General features: G+C 66.7%; 11 protein-coding genes and 1 tRNA gene. 3 read left to right on the forward strand and 9 right to left on the reverse strand.

Features of this window, described 5'->3' with window-relative positions:
* Positions 1-62: 62 nt before the first annotated feature.
* Positions 63-755, forward strand: a complete 693-nt coding sequence (locus ACN22W_RS11995) for an aspartate/glutamate racemase family protein (protein ID WP_419684456.1) — start codon at positions 63-65, stop codon at positions 753-755.
* 94 nt (positions 756-849) lie between these two features.
* On the opposite strand, the gene ACN22W_RS12000 is transcribed toward ACN22W_RS11995, so the two are convergent.
* Positions 850-926: transfer RNA gene (locus ACN22W_RS12000), tRNA-Met, on the reverse strand.
* A gap of 182 nt (positions 927-1108) precedes the next feature.
* Here ACN22W_RS12000 and xth point away from each other — a divergent pair.
* Positions 1109-1885: an exodeoxyribonuclease III gene (gene xth / locus ACN22W_RS12005; protein WP_048248794.1), complete on the forward strand. Its 777-nt coding sequence runs from the start codon at positions 1109-1111 to the stop codon at positions 1883-1885.
* A 19-nt stretch (positions 1886-1904) separates the two neighbouring features.
* Here the strand turns inward: xth and ACN22W_RS12010 are convergent, their stop codons facing one another.
* From ACN22W_RS12010 to glnA, 4 genes are all read right to left on the reverse strand, one after another.
* Entirely contained in the window at positions 1905-4013 is a 2109-nt protein-coding gene (locus tag ACN22W_RS12010; RefSeq protein WP_419684458.1) for a prolyl oligopeptidase family serine peptidase, read from the reverse strand.
* Between the two features lie 78 nt (positions 4014-4091).
* Positions 4092-5606 carry a nitrogen regulation protein NR(I) gene (gene ntrC / locus ACN22W_RS12015; protein ID WP_048248797.1) on the reverse strand — a complete coding sequence of 505 codons (1515 nt, stop codon included), beginning with the start codon at positions 5604-5606 and terminating at the stop codon, positions 4092-4094.
* A gap of 45 nt (positions 5607-5651) precedes the next feature.
* Positions 5652-6794, reverse strand: a complete 1143-nt coding sequence (gene glnL, locus ACN22W_RS12020; RefSeq protein ID WP_048248798.1) for a nitrogen regulation protein NR(II) — start codon at positions 6792-6794, stop codon at positions 5652-5654.
* Positions 6795-6955: 161 nt separating this feature from the next.
* Positions 6956-8371, reverse strand: a complete 1416-nt coding sequence (gene glnA / locus ACN22W_RS12025) for a type I glutamate--ammonia ligase (protein ID WP_129512515.1) — start codon at positions 8369-8371, stop codon at positions 6956-6958.
* A 405-nt stretch (positions 8372-8776) separates the two neighbouring features.
* On the opposite strand from glnA, the gene ACN22W_RS12030 reads away from it, so the two are divergent.
* Positions 8777-9241, forward strand: a complete 465-nt coding sequence (locus ACN22W_RS12030) for a rhodanese-like domain-containing protein (RefSeq protein ID WP_048248801.1) — start codon at positions 8777-8779, stop codon at positions 9239-9241.
* Positions 9242-9356: 115 nt separating this feature from the next.
* On the opposite strand, the gene ACN22W_RS12035 is transcribed toward ACN22W_RS12030, so the two are convergent.
* From ACN22W_RS12035 to ACN22W_RS12050, 4 genes are all read right to left on the reverse strand, one after another.
* Complete coding sequence (locus ACN22W_RS12035) at positions 9357-10172, reverse strand: competence/damage-inducible protein A (protein WP_419684462.1); 816 nt, start codon at positions 10170-10172, stop codon at positions 9357-9359.
* A complete protein-coding gene (locus ACN22W_RS12040) occupies positions 10169-10996 on the reverse strand; it encodes an EI24 domain-containing protein (protein WP_129512516.1) in 828 nt (275 codons plus the stop codon). Before ACN22W_RS12040 ends, ACN22W_RS12035 begins: the two co-directional genes overlap by 4 nt.
* 111 nt (positions 10997-11107) lie before the next feature.
* Positions 11108-12082, reverse strand: a complete 975-nt coding sequence (locus ACN22W_RS12045) for a sterol desaturase family protein (RefSeq protein ID WP_412021490.1) — start codon at positions 12080-12082, stop codon at positions 11108-11110.
* Positions 12083-12098: 16 nt separating this feature from the next.
* Positions 12099-13088 carry a beta-propeller fold lactonase family protein gene (locus tag ACN22W_RS12050; RefSeq protein WP_343494615.1) on the reverse strand — a complete coding sequence of 330 codons (990 nt, stop codon included), beginning with the start codon at positions 13086-13088 and terminating at the stop codon, positions 12099-12101.
* Positions 13089-13233 lie beyond the last annotated feature (145 nt).

Below are 13233 nucleotides of genomic sequence, written 5' to 3' on the forward strand. Positions count from 1 at the left end.
CCGTGCGCCGGTTGCGGCCCCTATACTCGTCTGCCACGACACACGACATGCAGAGGCGACGGATGAAGACGATCGGACTGATCGGCGGAATGAGCTGGGAATCGTCGGCCGAGTACTACCGGCTGATCAACCGCCACTCGAAAGTGCTGCACGGCGGGCACCACAACGCGAAAAGCGTGCTGGTGACGGTCGATTTCGCGGAGATCGAAGCGCTGCAGCGCGCGCACGACTGGGACGCGCTCGGCGAACGGATGGCCGACGCCGCGCGGCAGCTCGAAGCGGCCGGCGCCGATCTCGTCGTGCTGACGACCAATACGATGCACCGCGTGCACGAAGCGATCGAAGCCGCGGTGACGCTGCCGTTCCTGCATATCGCCGACCCGACCGGCGCCGCGCTGCGCGACGCGGGCATCGAGCGCGTCGCGCTGCTCGGCACGCGCTACACGATGGAGCTGCCGTTCTATGCGCAGCGGCTGCGCGAAAAGTTCGGGATGGACGTGCTGGTGCCGGACGAACGCGGCCGCGACGACGTGCACCGGATCATCTACGGCGAGCTGTGCCACGGCATCGTCGACGCGGCGTCGCGCGCGACATACGTGACGATCATCGAAGGTCTGGCGGCGCGCGGCGCGCAGGCCGTGATCCTCGGCTGTACGGAAATCACGCTGCTGATCGGCGCGGACGACTCGCCGCTGCCGGTGTTCGACACGACCGCGCTGCATGCGAAGGCGGCCGTGGAGTGGGCGGCACGCTGATACGCGCGCGGAAAACAAAAAACCCGGCACGGGGCCGGGTTCCTGTCGACGAAGCGCGCAGTGGTCACTTGCGCTGCACATCGTCTGGTGTGCTTGGTTGCGGGGGTAGGATTTGAACCTACGACCTTCGGGTTATGAGCCCGACGAGCTGCCAGACTGCTCCACCCCGCGTCAGAGAAATAAATTATAGGGTGAGGAAGTACTTACGTCAACACTTTTGTCACAATCCTTTCTACCCGCCCCGCTGCAGTGCCCCTGATGCGTGATGCCTTCATCGCGACGCGCACGTTCGCACCGCGTGCTCGCGGTAAGATGGCGCCCTCCGCATTTATCCCGCACGCACACTTCCGTTCATGAAAATCGCCACCTGGAACGTCAACTCGCTCAACGTCCGCAAGCAGCACGTGCTCGACTGGCTCGCGCAAAGCGGGACCGACGTGCTGTGCCTGCAGGAACTGAAGCTGCCGGACGAGAAATTCCCGCGCGCCGATCTCGAAGCGGCCGGCTACCGCAGCTGGTTCACGGGCCAGAAGACCTACAACGGTGTCGCGATCCTCGCGCGCGACACGCTGTCCGTCGACGAAGCGGATGTCGTGCGCAACATCCCCGGTTTCGACGATCCGCAGCAGCGCGTGGTCGCCGCGACGGTCGACGGCGTGCGCATCGTGTCCGCGTATTTCCCGAACGGCCAGGCGCCCGACTCCGACAAGTTCGCCTACAAGATGCAGTGGCTCGACGCGCTGCAAGCGTGGCTGCGCACCGAACTGCAGCGCTACCCGAAGCTCGCGCTGCTCGGCGACTACAACATCGCGCCGGAAGACCGCGACGTGCACGACCCCGCGAAATGGGAAGGCCAGAACCTCGTGTCGCCGCAGGAGCGCGCGCACTTCGCGCAGCTGATCGAGCTTGGCTTCGTCGATGCGTTCCGCCGCTTCGAACAGCCCGAGAAGACCTTCACGTGGTGGGACTACCGGATGATGGCGTTCCGCCGCAACGCGGGGCTGCGCATCGATCACATCCTGCTGTCGCCGGCGCTCGCGGAAACCTGCACGTCGTGCGAGGTCGACCGCACGCCGCGCACGTGGGAACAGCCGTCCGACCACACGCCCGTCGTCGCGGTCGTCGGCTGATCGCGCCGCCCGCGCGCGTTCAGCGACGCGCGGGCGCCGGCCCGAGATGGGCCCACAGGAACCCGAATTCGGCCGCGTCGGATTCGGCGCGTTCCAGATCGTCGGCGCTGCCGTGGCCGCCGTCGGTGTTCTCCCAGTACCACACCTGTTCGTGACCGAGCGCCTGCATGCGCGCGGCCATCTTGCGCGCATGCGCGGGATGCACGCGGTCGTCGCGGGTCGACGTCGTCAGCAGTAACGGCGGATACGCGACGCCTTCGCGCACGCGGTGATACGGCGAATACGCAGCCAGCGCCGCGCCCTCGCGCGGATCGTCCGGGTCGCCGTATTCGTCGAGCCATGCGGCGCCCGCGTGCAGCTTCGGATAACGCCGCATGTCGAGCAGCGGCACGCGGCAGAGCACCGCGCCGAACAGTTCCGGCCGTTGCACCATGCACGCGGCGACCAGCAGCCCGCCGTTGCTGCCGCCCTCGATGCCGAGCTGCGCGGCGGTCGTCACGCCCGTCGCTGCCAGATCCTCGGCCACCGCGATGAAATCGTCGAACGAGCGCTGCCGGTGTTCGCGCTGCGCGTCGACGTGCCAGCGCGGCCCGAACTCGCCGCCGCCGCGGATATGCGCGAACGCCATCACGCCGCCGCGTTCGAGCCACGCGATGCCGAACGCGTCGCTGTAGCCCGGCAGGTTCGGGATCGCAAAGCCGCCATAACCCGACAGCAGGCACGGTCGTGCGACGCGCGCGGCGCCGTCGGGCGCATCGAGTGCATCGCTCGGCCCGATCAGCGTGTACGGCACCACCGTGCCGTCGCGCGAGCGCGCGCTCGCGCGGCGCACGACGAGCCCGGCCGCGTCGAACTGCACCGGCGGCCGGTCGAGCAGCACGCGACGCGACGCCGCATCGGCCGCGCGATCGGCAAGATCGGCCAGCCAGCATTCGGGCGGGTCGAGATAGGTGTCGACGTCCACGTAAATCTCGTCGTTCAGCGTCGACTCGACCGGCTCGACGTCGATCTGCGCGTCGCACGGCCAGTCGAACGGCCGCGCGTCCCACACCCACGTACCGTCGTCGGCCTGGCGCGGCTGCCACAGCATCGTGCGGTTGTGCACGTCGTCGAGCCAGCTCGCGATCAGCGTCGTGCGCGTGTGCGTCCACGTACACGCAGACGTCGACGGTTGCGGCGCGAACAGCGTCGTGAAGTCGCGCGCCCCGTCCATGAACGCCTGCTCGCGGATCGCCAGCAGCGAGCCGCCCGCATGGCGCACGCCGTCGCAATCCCAGTCGAGACGCGGCTCCAGCACGAGCCAGCCTTCCCAGAACCCGACTTCGACATGCGTCGGCACGTCGTAGCGCGCCCAGTCGCCCGCCTCCGTCAGCCGGTACGCATGCGCGTCGAAGAAATCGACGCTGCGCCACGCGACGTGACGGTTGTCGATCGGATCGAACCCCGCGCCCGCGCTGATGTCGTCGGGTTCGCCGCGAAATACGACGGGCGCGTCGGCGAGCGGCGTGCCGCGCACCCAGCGCCGTGCTTCATACGGATAACCGGCCGCGGTCGCATGCGCTTCGCCGCGATCCCAGCTCACGTAGACGGTGTCGCGGTCGATCCAGCCGATCGTGTGATGCCCGGGCTCGTCGATCGTGAAACCGCCATCGACGAAACGGCGCTCGACGAGATCGAATTCGCGCACGACGACGGCGTCGGCGCCGCCCGGCGACAGCGACAAGAGCGCGCGGTCGCCGTCCGGATACAGGATCGCGTCCTGCTCGAACACCCACGACTCGCCCTCTTCGGCACCGAGCGCGTCGACGTCGAGCAGCGTTTCCCACACCGGCCGGCCGGCGCGCCAGTCATCCCAGCGCGCGCGGCGCCACAGCCCCTTCGGATGGAGATCGTCCTGCCACAGGTCGTAGGCCCAGTCGCGCCAGCGGGTCGGAATCACCGGGCGTTCGCGCGGCAGATACGCTTTCGCGAGACGCGCCGTGAGCGCGCGATACGCATCGTCGTCGCGCAGCGCGGCGCGCGTGCGTGCATTCTGCTCGTCGACCCACGTGCGGGCGCGCTTGCTGTCGAGCGCTTCGAGGAAACGGAACGGGTCGGCCCCGGCGGGCCAGCGGAAGGAATCGGACATTGCGGATAAGCGTAACGGCAAACCGCGATTATGTCCGATCGCGGCACGCGCGATGCCCGCGCGTGCCGCGAATCATGCTCAGGGCTCCAGATGCAGTTCCTGGATCTTGCGCGTGATCGTGTTGCGGCCGATGCCGAGCCGCTCCGCGGCCTCGACCTTGCGGCCGCGGGTGAAGTCGAGTGCTTCGCGAATCACGGCCGCCTCGAAGCGGCGTGCGAGCTCGTCCATCACGTCGGCCGAGTTCTCGCGCAACAGCCGCGCGACTTCGGTGCGCAGCCCATGCTCCCACACCGGATAACCGGCCGGCGCGCCGTTCGGCGCGGCCGCGACGGGCGCGGACGCCACCGGCGCCGCACCGATGGCCGGCTGCCCGGCCAGCGCGCCGCCGCCGTTGCCGTGCGCATCCATGCCGTCGCCCGTCGCGACGACCGGCGCACCGGCCGGCACGAGGTCGGGCGGCAGATCCTTGATCTCGACGGTCTGCGCGGGCGCCATCACGGTCAGCCAGTTCGCGAGGTTCTCGAGCTGCCGCACGTTGCCGGGAAACGCCAGCGACGTCAGGTACGCCAGCGCGTCGTCGGACACCCGTTTCGGCTCGACGCCGAGATCGCGCGCGCTCTTCTGCAGGAAGTGGCGCGTGAGCAGCGCGATGTCTTCGCTGCGTTCGCGCAGCGGCGGCAGGCGCAGCCGGATCACGTTGAGCCGGTGGTAAAGGTCCTCGCGGAACAACCCTTGCCGCACGCGCGCCTCGAGATTCTGGTGCGTCGCGGCGATCACGCGCACGTTCGCGCGCAGCGGGTTGTGCCCGCCGACACGATAGAACTGCCCGTCCGACAGCACGCGCAACAGGCGCGTCTGCAGGTCGAACGGCATGTCGCCGATTTCGTCGAGGAACAGCGTGCCGTTCTCGGCCTGCTCGAAGCGGCCCTGGCGGGTCGTCTGCGCGCCGGTGAACGCACCGCGCTCATGACCGAACAGCTCGGATTCGAGCAGGTCTTTCGGAATCGCCGCGGTGTTCAGCGCGATGAACGGCCCGTTCGCACGCGGGCTGTGACGATGCAGCGCACGCGCGACGAGCTCCTTGCCGGTGCCCGACTCGCCCGTGATCAGCACGGTCGCAGCCGAGTGCGACAGGCGGCCGATCGCGCGGAACATGTCCTGCATCGCGGGCGCCTGGCCAAGCATCTCCGGCGCCTCGGCGACACGCTCGTCCTGCGGCGTGCCGCCGCGCAGGCTTTCCTCGACCGCGCGGCGGATCAGCTCGACCGCCTTGTCGACGTCGAACGGCTTCGCGAGGTATTCGAACGCGCCGCCCTGGAACGCCGCCACGGCGCTGTCGAGATCGGAGAACGCCGTCATGATGATGACGGGCAGGCCCGGCAGGCGTTCGTGCATCGCCTGCAGCAACTCGAGGCCCGAGCCGCCCGGCATCCGGATGTCGGACACGAGCACCTGCGGTGTCTCGTGGTCGAGCGCGGCCAGCGCATCGCGCACGTTCGCGAAACTCTTCGTCGCGAAGCTGTCCCGGGCGAGCGCCTTTTCAAGCACCCAGCGGATCGATTGGTCGTCGTCTACTATCCAGATCGGCTTCATAGGTCGGTCAGAATGGGGAAATCCGGTGAATCGCACTGCCGCCGCTCAATGGTCGAGCGGCAGCAGGATCTGAAATTCGGTACGTCCGGGCCGGCTTTCGACCTCGATCATCCCGTCGTGCTGCTGCACGAACGTCTGTGCGAGCGTGAGGCCGAGACCGCTGCCGTCTTCGCGCCCGGACACGAGCGGATAGAAGATCCGGTCGCGGATCTCTTCCGGAATGCCGGGCCCGTTGTCGATCACATGCAAGTCCAGTGCCAGCCTGTACAGGCGCTTCGCGATCGTGATCTTGCGCGCGATGCGCGTGCGCAGCTCGATCTTCGCGTCGCCCTGTGCGATCCGTTCGCGCAGCGCCTGCGCGGCGTTGCGCACGATGTTGAGCAGCGCCTGGATCAGCTGCTCCTTGTCGCCGCGCAGATCCGGCACGCTCACGTCGTAGTCGCGCTCGATCGTGAGCCCGCGCGGGAATTCCGCGAGCATCACCGCGCGCACGCGTTCGCACACTTCATGTATGTTCACGTCGCCGACGATATGCGGATGCCGATGCGGCTCCAGCAAGCGATCGACGAGCGTCTGCAGGCGATCGGACTCCTTGATGATCACCTGCGTGTATTCGCGCAACTCGCCGCGCTCGCGCTCGCCGAGTTCGAATTCGAGCAGCTGGGCTGCGCCGCGAATTCCGCCGAGCGGGTTCTTGATCTCGTGCGCGAGGTTGCGAATCAGCTGCTTGTTGACCGCGGTCAGGTCGTGGATGCGCTCCTCGCGATCGGTACGCGACTGCCGCTCGTTCTCGAACAGCTCGACGAGCACGAAATCGGGCGCGGTCTCGAGGAAACCGACGATCGCATGCACGTGCAGCGGTTCGCGGCCGGGCCGGTCGAGCACGGTATCGAGGTGCGTCGCATGAAAGCGCTCCTCGCCGATCGCGGTGATCGTCGATGCGAGTTCGTTCGCATTCGGAAAAATCTCGCCCCACGGCCGCTGCGCGAGTTGCCGGCGCGAGATGTCGAGCATCGCTTCCGCGGACGGATTCGCGAACGCGATCCGCAGCGTCTTGCGGTCGAGCACGATCACGACCGTCGGCAGCGCTTCCAGCCCCGCAAGCAGGCCTGAGCGCGCGAGCCGCTCGTCGTCCGTCAGTCGCTCGGGTTGCCCCGTCTTCGCCTTGATCAGATTCTTCAGAACCATCTGCGTGCTTGTCGCGCCTCAACGGGCCAGAAAATGAAAATCCTCGGAACAAAAAAGGGACGGCTGGACGCCGTCCCCTTTCAGACTCCGCCGTTCCCGCCGCAAGCCGCGCGACGGGAACGAACCGGCAAAACGGCGCTGAATCGAAGCGCCATCGCCGATTACAGCGAGTAGTACATCTCGAACTCGATCGGGTGCGTCGTCATGCGGAACTTCGCCAGCTCCTGCTCCTTCAGCGCGAGGTACGCATCCAGCATGCCGTCCGTGAACACGCCACCGCGCGTCAGGAACTCGCGATCCTTGTCGAGTGCTTCGAGTGCCTGGTCGAGGCCCGCGCAAACGGTCGGGATCTTTGCATCTTCTTCCGGCGGCAGGTCGTACAGGTTCTTGTCCGCGGCTTCGCCCGGATGGATCTTGTTCTGGATCCCGTCGAGGCCGGCCATCATCAGCGCCGTGAAGCACAGGTACGGGTTCGCCATCGGATCCGGGAAGCGCGTTTCGATACGGCGGCCCTTCGGGTTCGACACGTGCGGAATGCGGATCGATGCCGAACGGTTGCGCGCCGAGTAAGCGAGCTTGACCGGTGCTTCGAAGTGCGGGACCAGACGCTTGTACGAGTTCGTCGTCGGGTTCGTGATCGCGTTCAGCGCACGGGCGTGCTTGATGATGCCGCCGATGTAGAACAGCGCCAGTTCCGACAGGCCGGCATAACCGTTGCCCGCGAACAGGTTCTGGCCGTCCTTCCAGATCGACTGGTGAACGTGCATGCCCGAACCGTTGTCGCCGACGACCGGCTTCGGCATGAACGTCGCCGTCTTGCCGTACGAGTGCGCGACGTTATGGATGATGTACTTCGACCATTGCGTCCAGTCCGCACGCTCGACCAGCGTCGAGAACTTCGTGCCGATTTCGTTCTGGCCCTGGCCCGCCACTTCGTGGTGGTGCACTTCGACCGGGATGCCGAGCTGTTCGAGCAGCAGGCACATTTCCGAACGCATGTCCTGGAACGTGTCGACCGGTGCGACCGGGAAGTAGCCGCCCTTCGTGCCCGGACGGTGGCCCGTGTTGCCGCCTTCGAATTCCTTGCCGGCCGACCACGGTGCTTCTTCCGAGTTGATCTTCACGAAGCAGCCCGACATGTCCGTGTTCCACTGGACCGAGTCGAAAATGAAGAATTCCGGCTCCGGACCGAAGTAGGCCGTGTCGCCGATGCCCGTGCTCTTCAGGTACGCTTCGCCGCGCTTCGCGAGCGAACGCGGATCGCGCTCGTAGCCCTTGCCGTCTGCCGGCTCGACCACGTCGCAGGTCAGCACGAGGGTCGACTCTTCATAGAACGGGTCGATGAAGGCAGCGTTCGGGTCCGGCATGAGCAGCATGTCCGACGCCTCGATACCCTTCCAGCCCGCGATCGACGAACCGTCGAATGCATGACCGCTTTCGAACTTGTCTTCGTCAAACGCCGAAACCGGCACCGACACGTGCTGTTCCTTGCCGCGCGTATCCGTGAAGCGGAAATCGACAAACTTGCAGTCCTCGTCCTTCACGAGTTGCATGACGTCGGCGACGGTTTTACTCATAACCTCTTCTCCTGATTGAACAATTCCGGCGGACTGGGAACCGCCTCGTTTATCGAGCTGATCGGGATCAAGCTTTTGCGCAGCGCGCCCCGATTTGACCGAATTCTATAAAGCAGCTTCCGTGCCACCCATGCGCAAGATTGGCGCGAATCGCGCCGGCGCTCGCCGCGACGGGGCTGTGCTGCGCGATTCCGGGGCCCGGGGCCGCATCGGCCGCCAACCGAAAGCACCTGCATGGTGCAATCGTCGAAACACGCCGAACCCGTTGAATCATTCTGGTGCACGCACGCCATTCTGCACTCTTTTGGTGAACGCGTGTACGGTGCGCGCACCGTGCCGCATACGGACATCCGGGAAGCGACGCCGCGCTAGAATGTTTGTTTGACCGACAGGAGACTCTCCGCCATGAGTACGCTCGACCAGCTTTACGCGAAGGCCGACGAACGCCGCGCACAAGGCGCGCTCAACTACGCCGGCGCACTGCTGCCGGTCGAAGCATTCGAACTGCTGCAGCTCGACCCGTCGGCGCGCCTCGTCGACGTGCGCACCCGCGCCGAACTCGACTGGATCGGCCGTCCGCTCGTCGGCGACGGCCAGTACCTGCACCTCGAATGGACGCGCTACCCGGGCGGCGTGCCGAACGCCGAATTCGTCAATGAACTGAAGGCCGCCCTCCCGCCCGATACGCCCGTGCTGTTCCTGTGCCGCAGCGCCGCGCGCTCGAAGCTCGCCGCGGTCGCGTCGTCGCAGGCCGGCTTCACCAAGGCGTTCGACCTGCTCGAAGGCTTCGAGGGCGCGAAGGACGCCGAAGGCCATCGCAAGACGGTCGACGGCTGGTGCTTCCGCAAGCTGCCCTGGATCGGCGCCTGACGGCACGCCGCTCCCGGCGGTGACAACTGCACCATCGTCGAGCCGGGCGATGACATGCCGATGACGGGCCGCGTTGCGCGGCCCGTGGCTTTTGTGCGGCTGATTTGCGCGCCGCTCAGGCGCGCGGCAGCTCGGGCTCGACGACGTCGCCGCCGAGCAGGTGCACACCTTCGCGCAGCTTCACGAACGCGACCGCGACCGCTTCCGGCTCGCCCTTCACGCCAAGGTCGATGTGACGGCGCGCGTAGATCCCGCCGCGTTCCGCGTCGCCGACGCTCGGCAGGCTGAACACGCGCACGCCGGGGAAGTCGCGCTCGATGCGCTCCATCAGCGGCGTGAGCGTCGATTCCGGCAGCTCGAACACGTACAGCGAGCGCTCCGCGTGCGGCGTCGCGTGATGCAGGTGCACGTACTTCGTATCGAGCACCCATTCGATCATCGGCCAGGCCATCACCGGAAAGCCCGGCACGAAGTGGAGATCGCCGACCGAGAAGCCGGGAATCCGGTTATAGCCGTTCGGGATGATCGTCGCGCCCACCGGGAACACGCCCATGTTGAAGCGGTGCTGGTTCTCCGGCGAGTCGAAGTCGACCGGCGTGGCCGGATCGGCGTGCGTTTCGCGGATCCGCTCCGAGATCAGCACCTTCGCTTCCGGATGCAGTTCGAGCGGCACGCCGAGCGCGGCGGCCGCGCACTGGCGCGTGTGGTCGTCCGGCGTCGCGCCGATGCCGCCCGTCGAGAACACGATGTCGCCCGACGCGATCGCACGCGCGAGCGTCGCCGTGATGCGCGCCGGATCGTCGCCGACGTATTCGGCCCAGTCGAGCGCGAGACCGCGCGCGCCGAGCAGCTCGATGACCTTCGCCAGATGCTTGTCCTGCCGGCGGCCCGAAAGGATTTCGTCGCCGATGATGATGATGCCGATGCTCATGCCTGCCCCATGTCGATTGCGGTGGCGCGCGCGCTGGCGCGCAAGTCCTCCAGCGCGCGCAGGCAATAGTGCCCGAACCACAGCGCCGAGAAGACGAGGATGAAAGCGTAAACCCAGATCATGGCCGCCGCGACGAACGGGAACAGCACCATCATCCAGACCGACGACACCCACACGAAGGTCGGCACGGTGCCGAGCAGCCCGGTCGCGACGCCGATGCCGATCAGCGGCCAGCGGTGCTGCTTCACGAGTGTACGGCGCTCGTCGCGGCTCGCGTGCAGCGCGAGCGCGTCGTAGGTCATCACGCGATACGTAAGCCAGCCCCAGATCACCGGCGGCAGCAGCGCGAAGAACGGCGGGATCAGCCACAACGGAATCGTGACGACGAGCACGACGATGCCGGCCAGCGCCGCCCACAGCGAATTGAACACGCTGCCGAAGAAGGTGCCGCCCCGCTTCGACTCGAGCGCCGCGAACTGCCGGTTCGACAGGTGCTTGATCACGACCGGCATCGAAATCGTCGCGATCAGCAGCAGCACGGTCAGCACGATCAGCGGAATCGCCAGCGACACGACGACGAACGGCGCGACGACCGCATGCAGTTGCGACATGCCGATCGCGTCGAATGCGCGATACAGCGCGGCCGTCAGCACGAAGCCGTCGAGCGCGCCGCGCGCGGCGTCGATCAGCGTCTGCCACGAGAACCACAGCAAGACGCCCCACAGGACGGCCGAGACGAGGAACGGCATCAGGGTGAGCCAGAGCATGCGCGGATGCAATGCGCTCGCCAATGCGCGGACGAAGGAACGCAGCAGGTCGTTCATGCGGGCCTGTATCGACGGAGAAAAACGGGGAAAGGATAAACCACGCGGCCCGCATGCGCCAAAGCGCATGCGGGCCGCGTGGGAGAGGCGTTCAACGGCGGAGTAACCGGATCAGGCCGACGCCGCGCCGCGCTTCGCGGGGAACAGGCGCCGGAAGATCCGCACGAACGCGAGGCCGTGCTGCGCCCAGAAGCCTTCGCCGTAGGACACGCCCTCGACCTGGTCGCGGATGCCGGTCGGCTCGACCGTGCGGTTCCACGACGCGGTGCCGAACATCATGTCCCACCACGGGAACAGCACGCCGAAGTTGCAGCCGTACTTGGTGCCTTCGTGGCCATAGCCGACCGCGTGGTGGCGCCGGTGGAAGATCGGGCTCACGAGCAGGCGCTCGCCGAGCCAGCCGAACGACAGCCGCGCATTCGTATGCTGGATGCTCTGCATGAAGTTCGTGAACGCGGTCAGCACGACGAACTGCGACGGCGTCACGCCGATCACGAGCGCGATCGACGCGAAGAAGCACGACTGGATCACGTCGTCGAGCAGGTGGTTGCGGTCATCGCACCACAGCGACATCTGCCGCTGGCTGTGATGGACAGCGTGCAGCTCCCACCAGATGCCGAACTTGTGCTGCCAGCGGTGATACCAGTAGCCGGCGAAGTCGAGCACGACGAGGTAGATCGCGAACGCGACGATCGGCTGCGAGGTCACGCCCGGCCACAGATAGTCGAGGTTGAAGTTCGAGACGCCGTGCAGCCGCAGCCATGCCTGGAAGTTGTCGAACACCGGCTGCAGCGCGAAGAAGAAGAACAGCGTGTAGATGCCGAGCTTCGAGATCGCCGTGTAGATCACGTCGACCCGCACGGCCCGGCGGCTCTTCCAGCGTTCGACCGGCAGCAGCGCCTCGAGCGGGCGCAGCAGCGCGAACATCAGCACCATCTGCAGCGCGCCGACGATCACCCAGTACAGCGCGTCGTAGGTGTCCTCGTCATAGTCCATCAGGTTGAACTTGAAGAGGAGCGGCTGCACGACGTCGACGTACAGCCAGGTCTGGATGTCCGACACGAACGCATCGATCAGGTGCAGCATCGTTCGCCTCCGTCCGTCACGCGCCGTTCGCCGCCTTCCACGGCGCGCGGTCGTAGAAGTAGATGCCGTGAGGCGAGCGGCCGACGGAGATCGTCTGCACCAGCTTGCGCGACGGCAGATCGATGATCCCGACCTTCTTCGCGAAGCGGAACGTCACCCACAGCGTCTTCTTGTCGGCCGACAGTTCCATGTCGTCCGGGCCCGGCAGCAGGCCGGTGATGTCGCCGACGTTGGTGAGCGTGTTCTCGTCGATGATGCTGATCGTGTTCGCGACCCGGTTCGTCACCGCGACGTGCGTGCCGTCGGCGAGCGAGCGGAAGTTGTGCGCGCCCTTGCCGGTGTAGATCTGCTTGACGACCTTCTGGTTGCGCCAGTCGACCACCGCGACGTAATCCGCGCCCGTCATCCCGACCAGCACGTATTTGTCGTCCGGCGTGAGCCACAGGCCGGCCGGCACCTTGCCGACCTTCATCTTCCACTTGACCGTCTGCGTCGGCAGGTCGATCGCCGCGATCTCGCCGGACACCTGCAGCGACACGAGCACCGTCTTGCTGTCCTTCGTGAACGCCAGGTGGCTCGGCATCACTTCGAGCGGCACGCGCTTCGCGAGATGCAGGTTCTGGCCGTCGTAGCTGTAGATGTCGACGCGGTCGAGCCGCAGGCCTGCCGCCGCGAACCACTTGCGGTCGGGCGAGAAGCCGAGCTGGTAAGGATCGTCGATCCCTTCGACGGTGCGCTGCAGCTTGCCCGTCTTCGGATCGAGGAACATCAGGCTGTTCGAGACCGAATTCGCGACGATCAGCGAACCGTTGTCGGGCGTGGCCATCAGGTGGTGCGGTTCCTTGCCGGTCGGCATCGTGCCGACGACCTGGCGGGTCTGCTGGTCGATCAGGGAAAGCGTCGCTTCGGCCGAATTGAGGACGATCACGTTATTCGCGTGTGCGGCGGGCGCCAGCACGGCGGCGGCCAGCACGAGCGTGCGGCCGAGGGAAAGGAAAGTGCGCATGAAGACTCACGTCGAGGAACAACCGTCATTGTAAAACGTTCAACCGGCCCCGCCGGTTGACGGAAGCCGGCATTGCGCCACTTCGACGCACGCGGCGGCGGCCGGATCGGCCGGTGCGGCAAGCGCCGCGCGGCCGACCGTCGCC

It is taken from the genome of Burkholderia theae, assembly GCF_048565265.1.
GTDB classification, from domain to species: Bacteria; Pseudomonadota; Gammaproteobacteria; order Burkholderiales; family Burkholderiaceae; genus Burkholderia; species Burkholderia theae.

What these genes read in the sequence shown, in the direction of transcription:
- ACN22W_RS11995 (WP_419684456.1), top strand. Translation starts at nt 63, where the DNA reads ATGAAGACGATCGGACTGATCGGCGGAATGAGCTGGGAATCGTCGGCC.
- xth (WP_048248794.1), top strand. Translation starts at nt 1,109, where the DNA reads ATGAAAATCGCCACCTGGAACGTCAACTCGCTCAACGTCCGCAAGCAG.
- ACN22W_RS12010 (WP_419684458.1), bottom strand. Translation starts at nt 4,013, where the DNA reads ATGTCCGATTCCTTCCGCTGGCCCGCCGGGGCCGACCCGTTCCGTTTC.
- ntrC (WP_048248797.1), bottom strand. Translation starts at nt 5,606, where the DNA reads ATGAAGCCGATCTGGATAGTAGACGACGACCAATCGATCCGCTGGGTG.
- glnL (WP_048248798.1), bottom strand. Translation starts at nt 6,794, where the DNA reads ATGGTTCTGAAGAATCTGATCAAGGCGAAGACGGGGCAACCCGAGCGA.
- glnA (WP_129512515.1), bottom strand. Translation starts at nt 8,371, where the DNA reads ATGAGTAAAACCGTCGCCGACGTCATGCAACTCGTGAAGGACGAGGAC.
- ACN22W_RS12030 (WP_048248801.1), top strand. Translation starts at nt 8,777, where the DNA reads ATGAGTACGCTCGACCAGCTTTACGCGAAGGCCGACGAACGCCGCGCA.
- ACN22W_RS12035 (WP_419684462.1), bottom strand. Translation starts at nt 10,172, where the DNA reads ATGAGCATCGGCATCATCATCATCGGCGACGAAATCCTTTCGGGCCGC.
- ACN22W_RS12040 (WP_129512516.1), bottom strand. Translation starts at nt 10,996, where the DNA reads ATGAACGACCTGCTGCGTTCCTTCGTCCGCGCATTGGCGAGCGCATTG.
- ACN22W_RS12045 (WP_412021490.1), bottom strand. Translation starts at nt 12,082, where the DNA reads ATGCTGCACCTGATCGATGCGTTCGTGTCGGACATCCAGACCTGGCTG.
- ACN22W_RS12050 (WP_343494615.1), bottom strand. Translation starts at nt 13,088, where the DNA reads ATGCGCACTTTCCTTTCCCTCGGCCGCACGCTCGTGCTGGCCGCCGCC.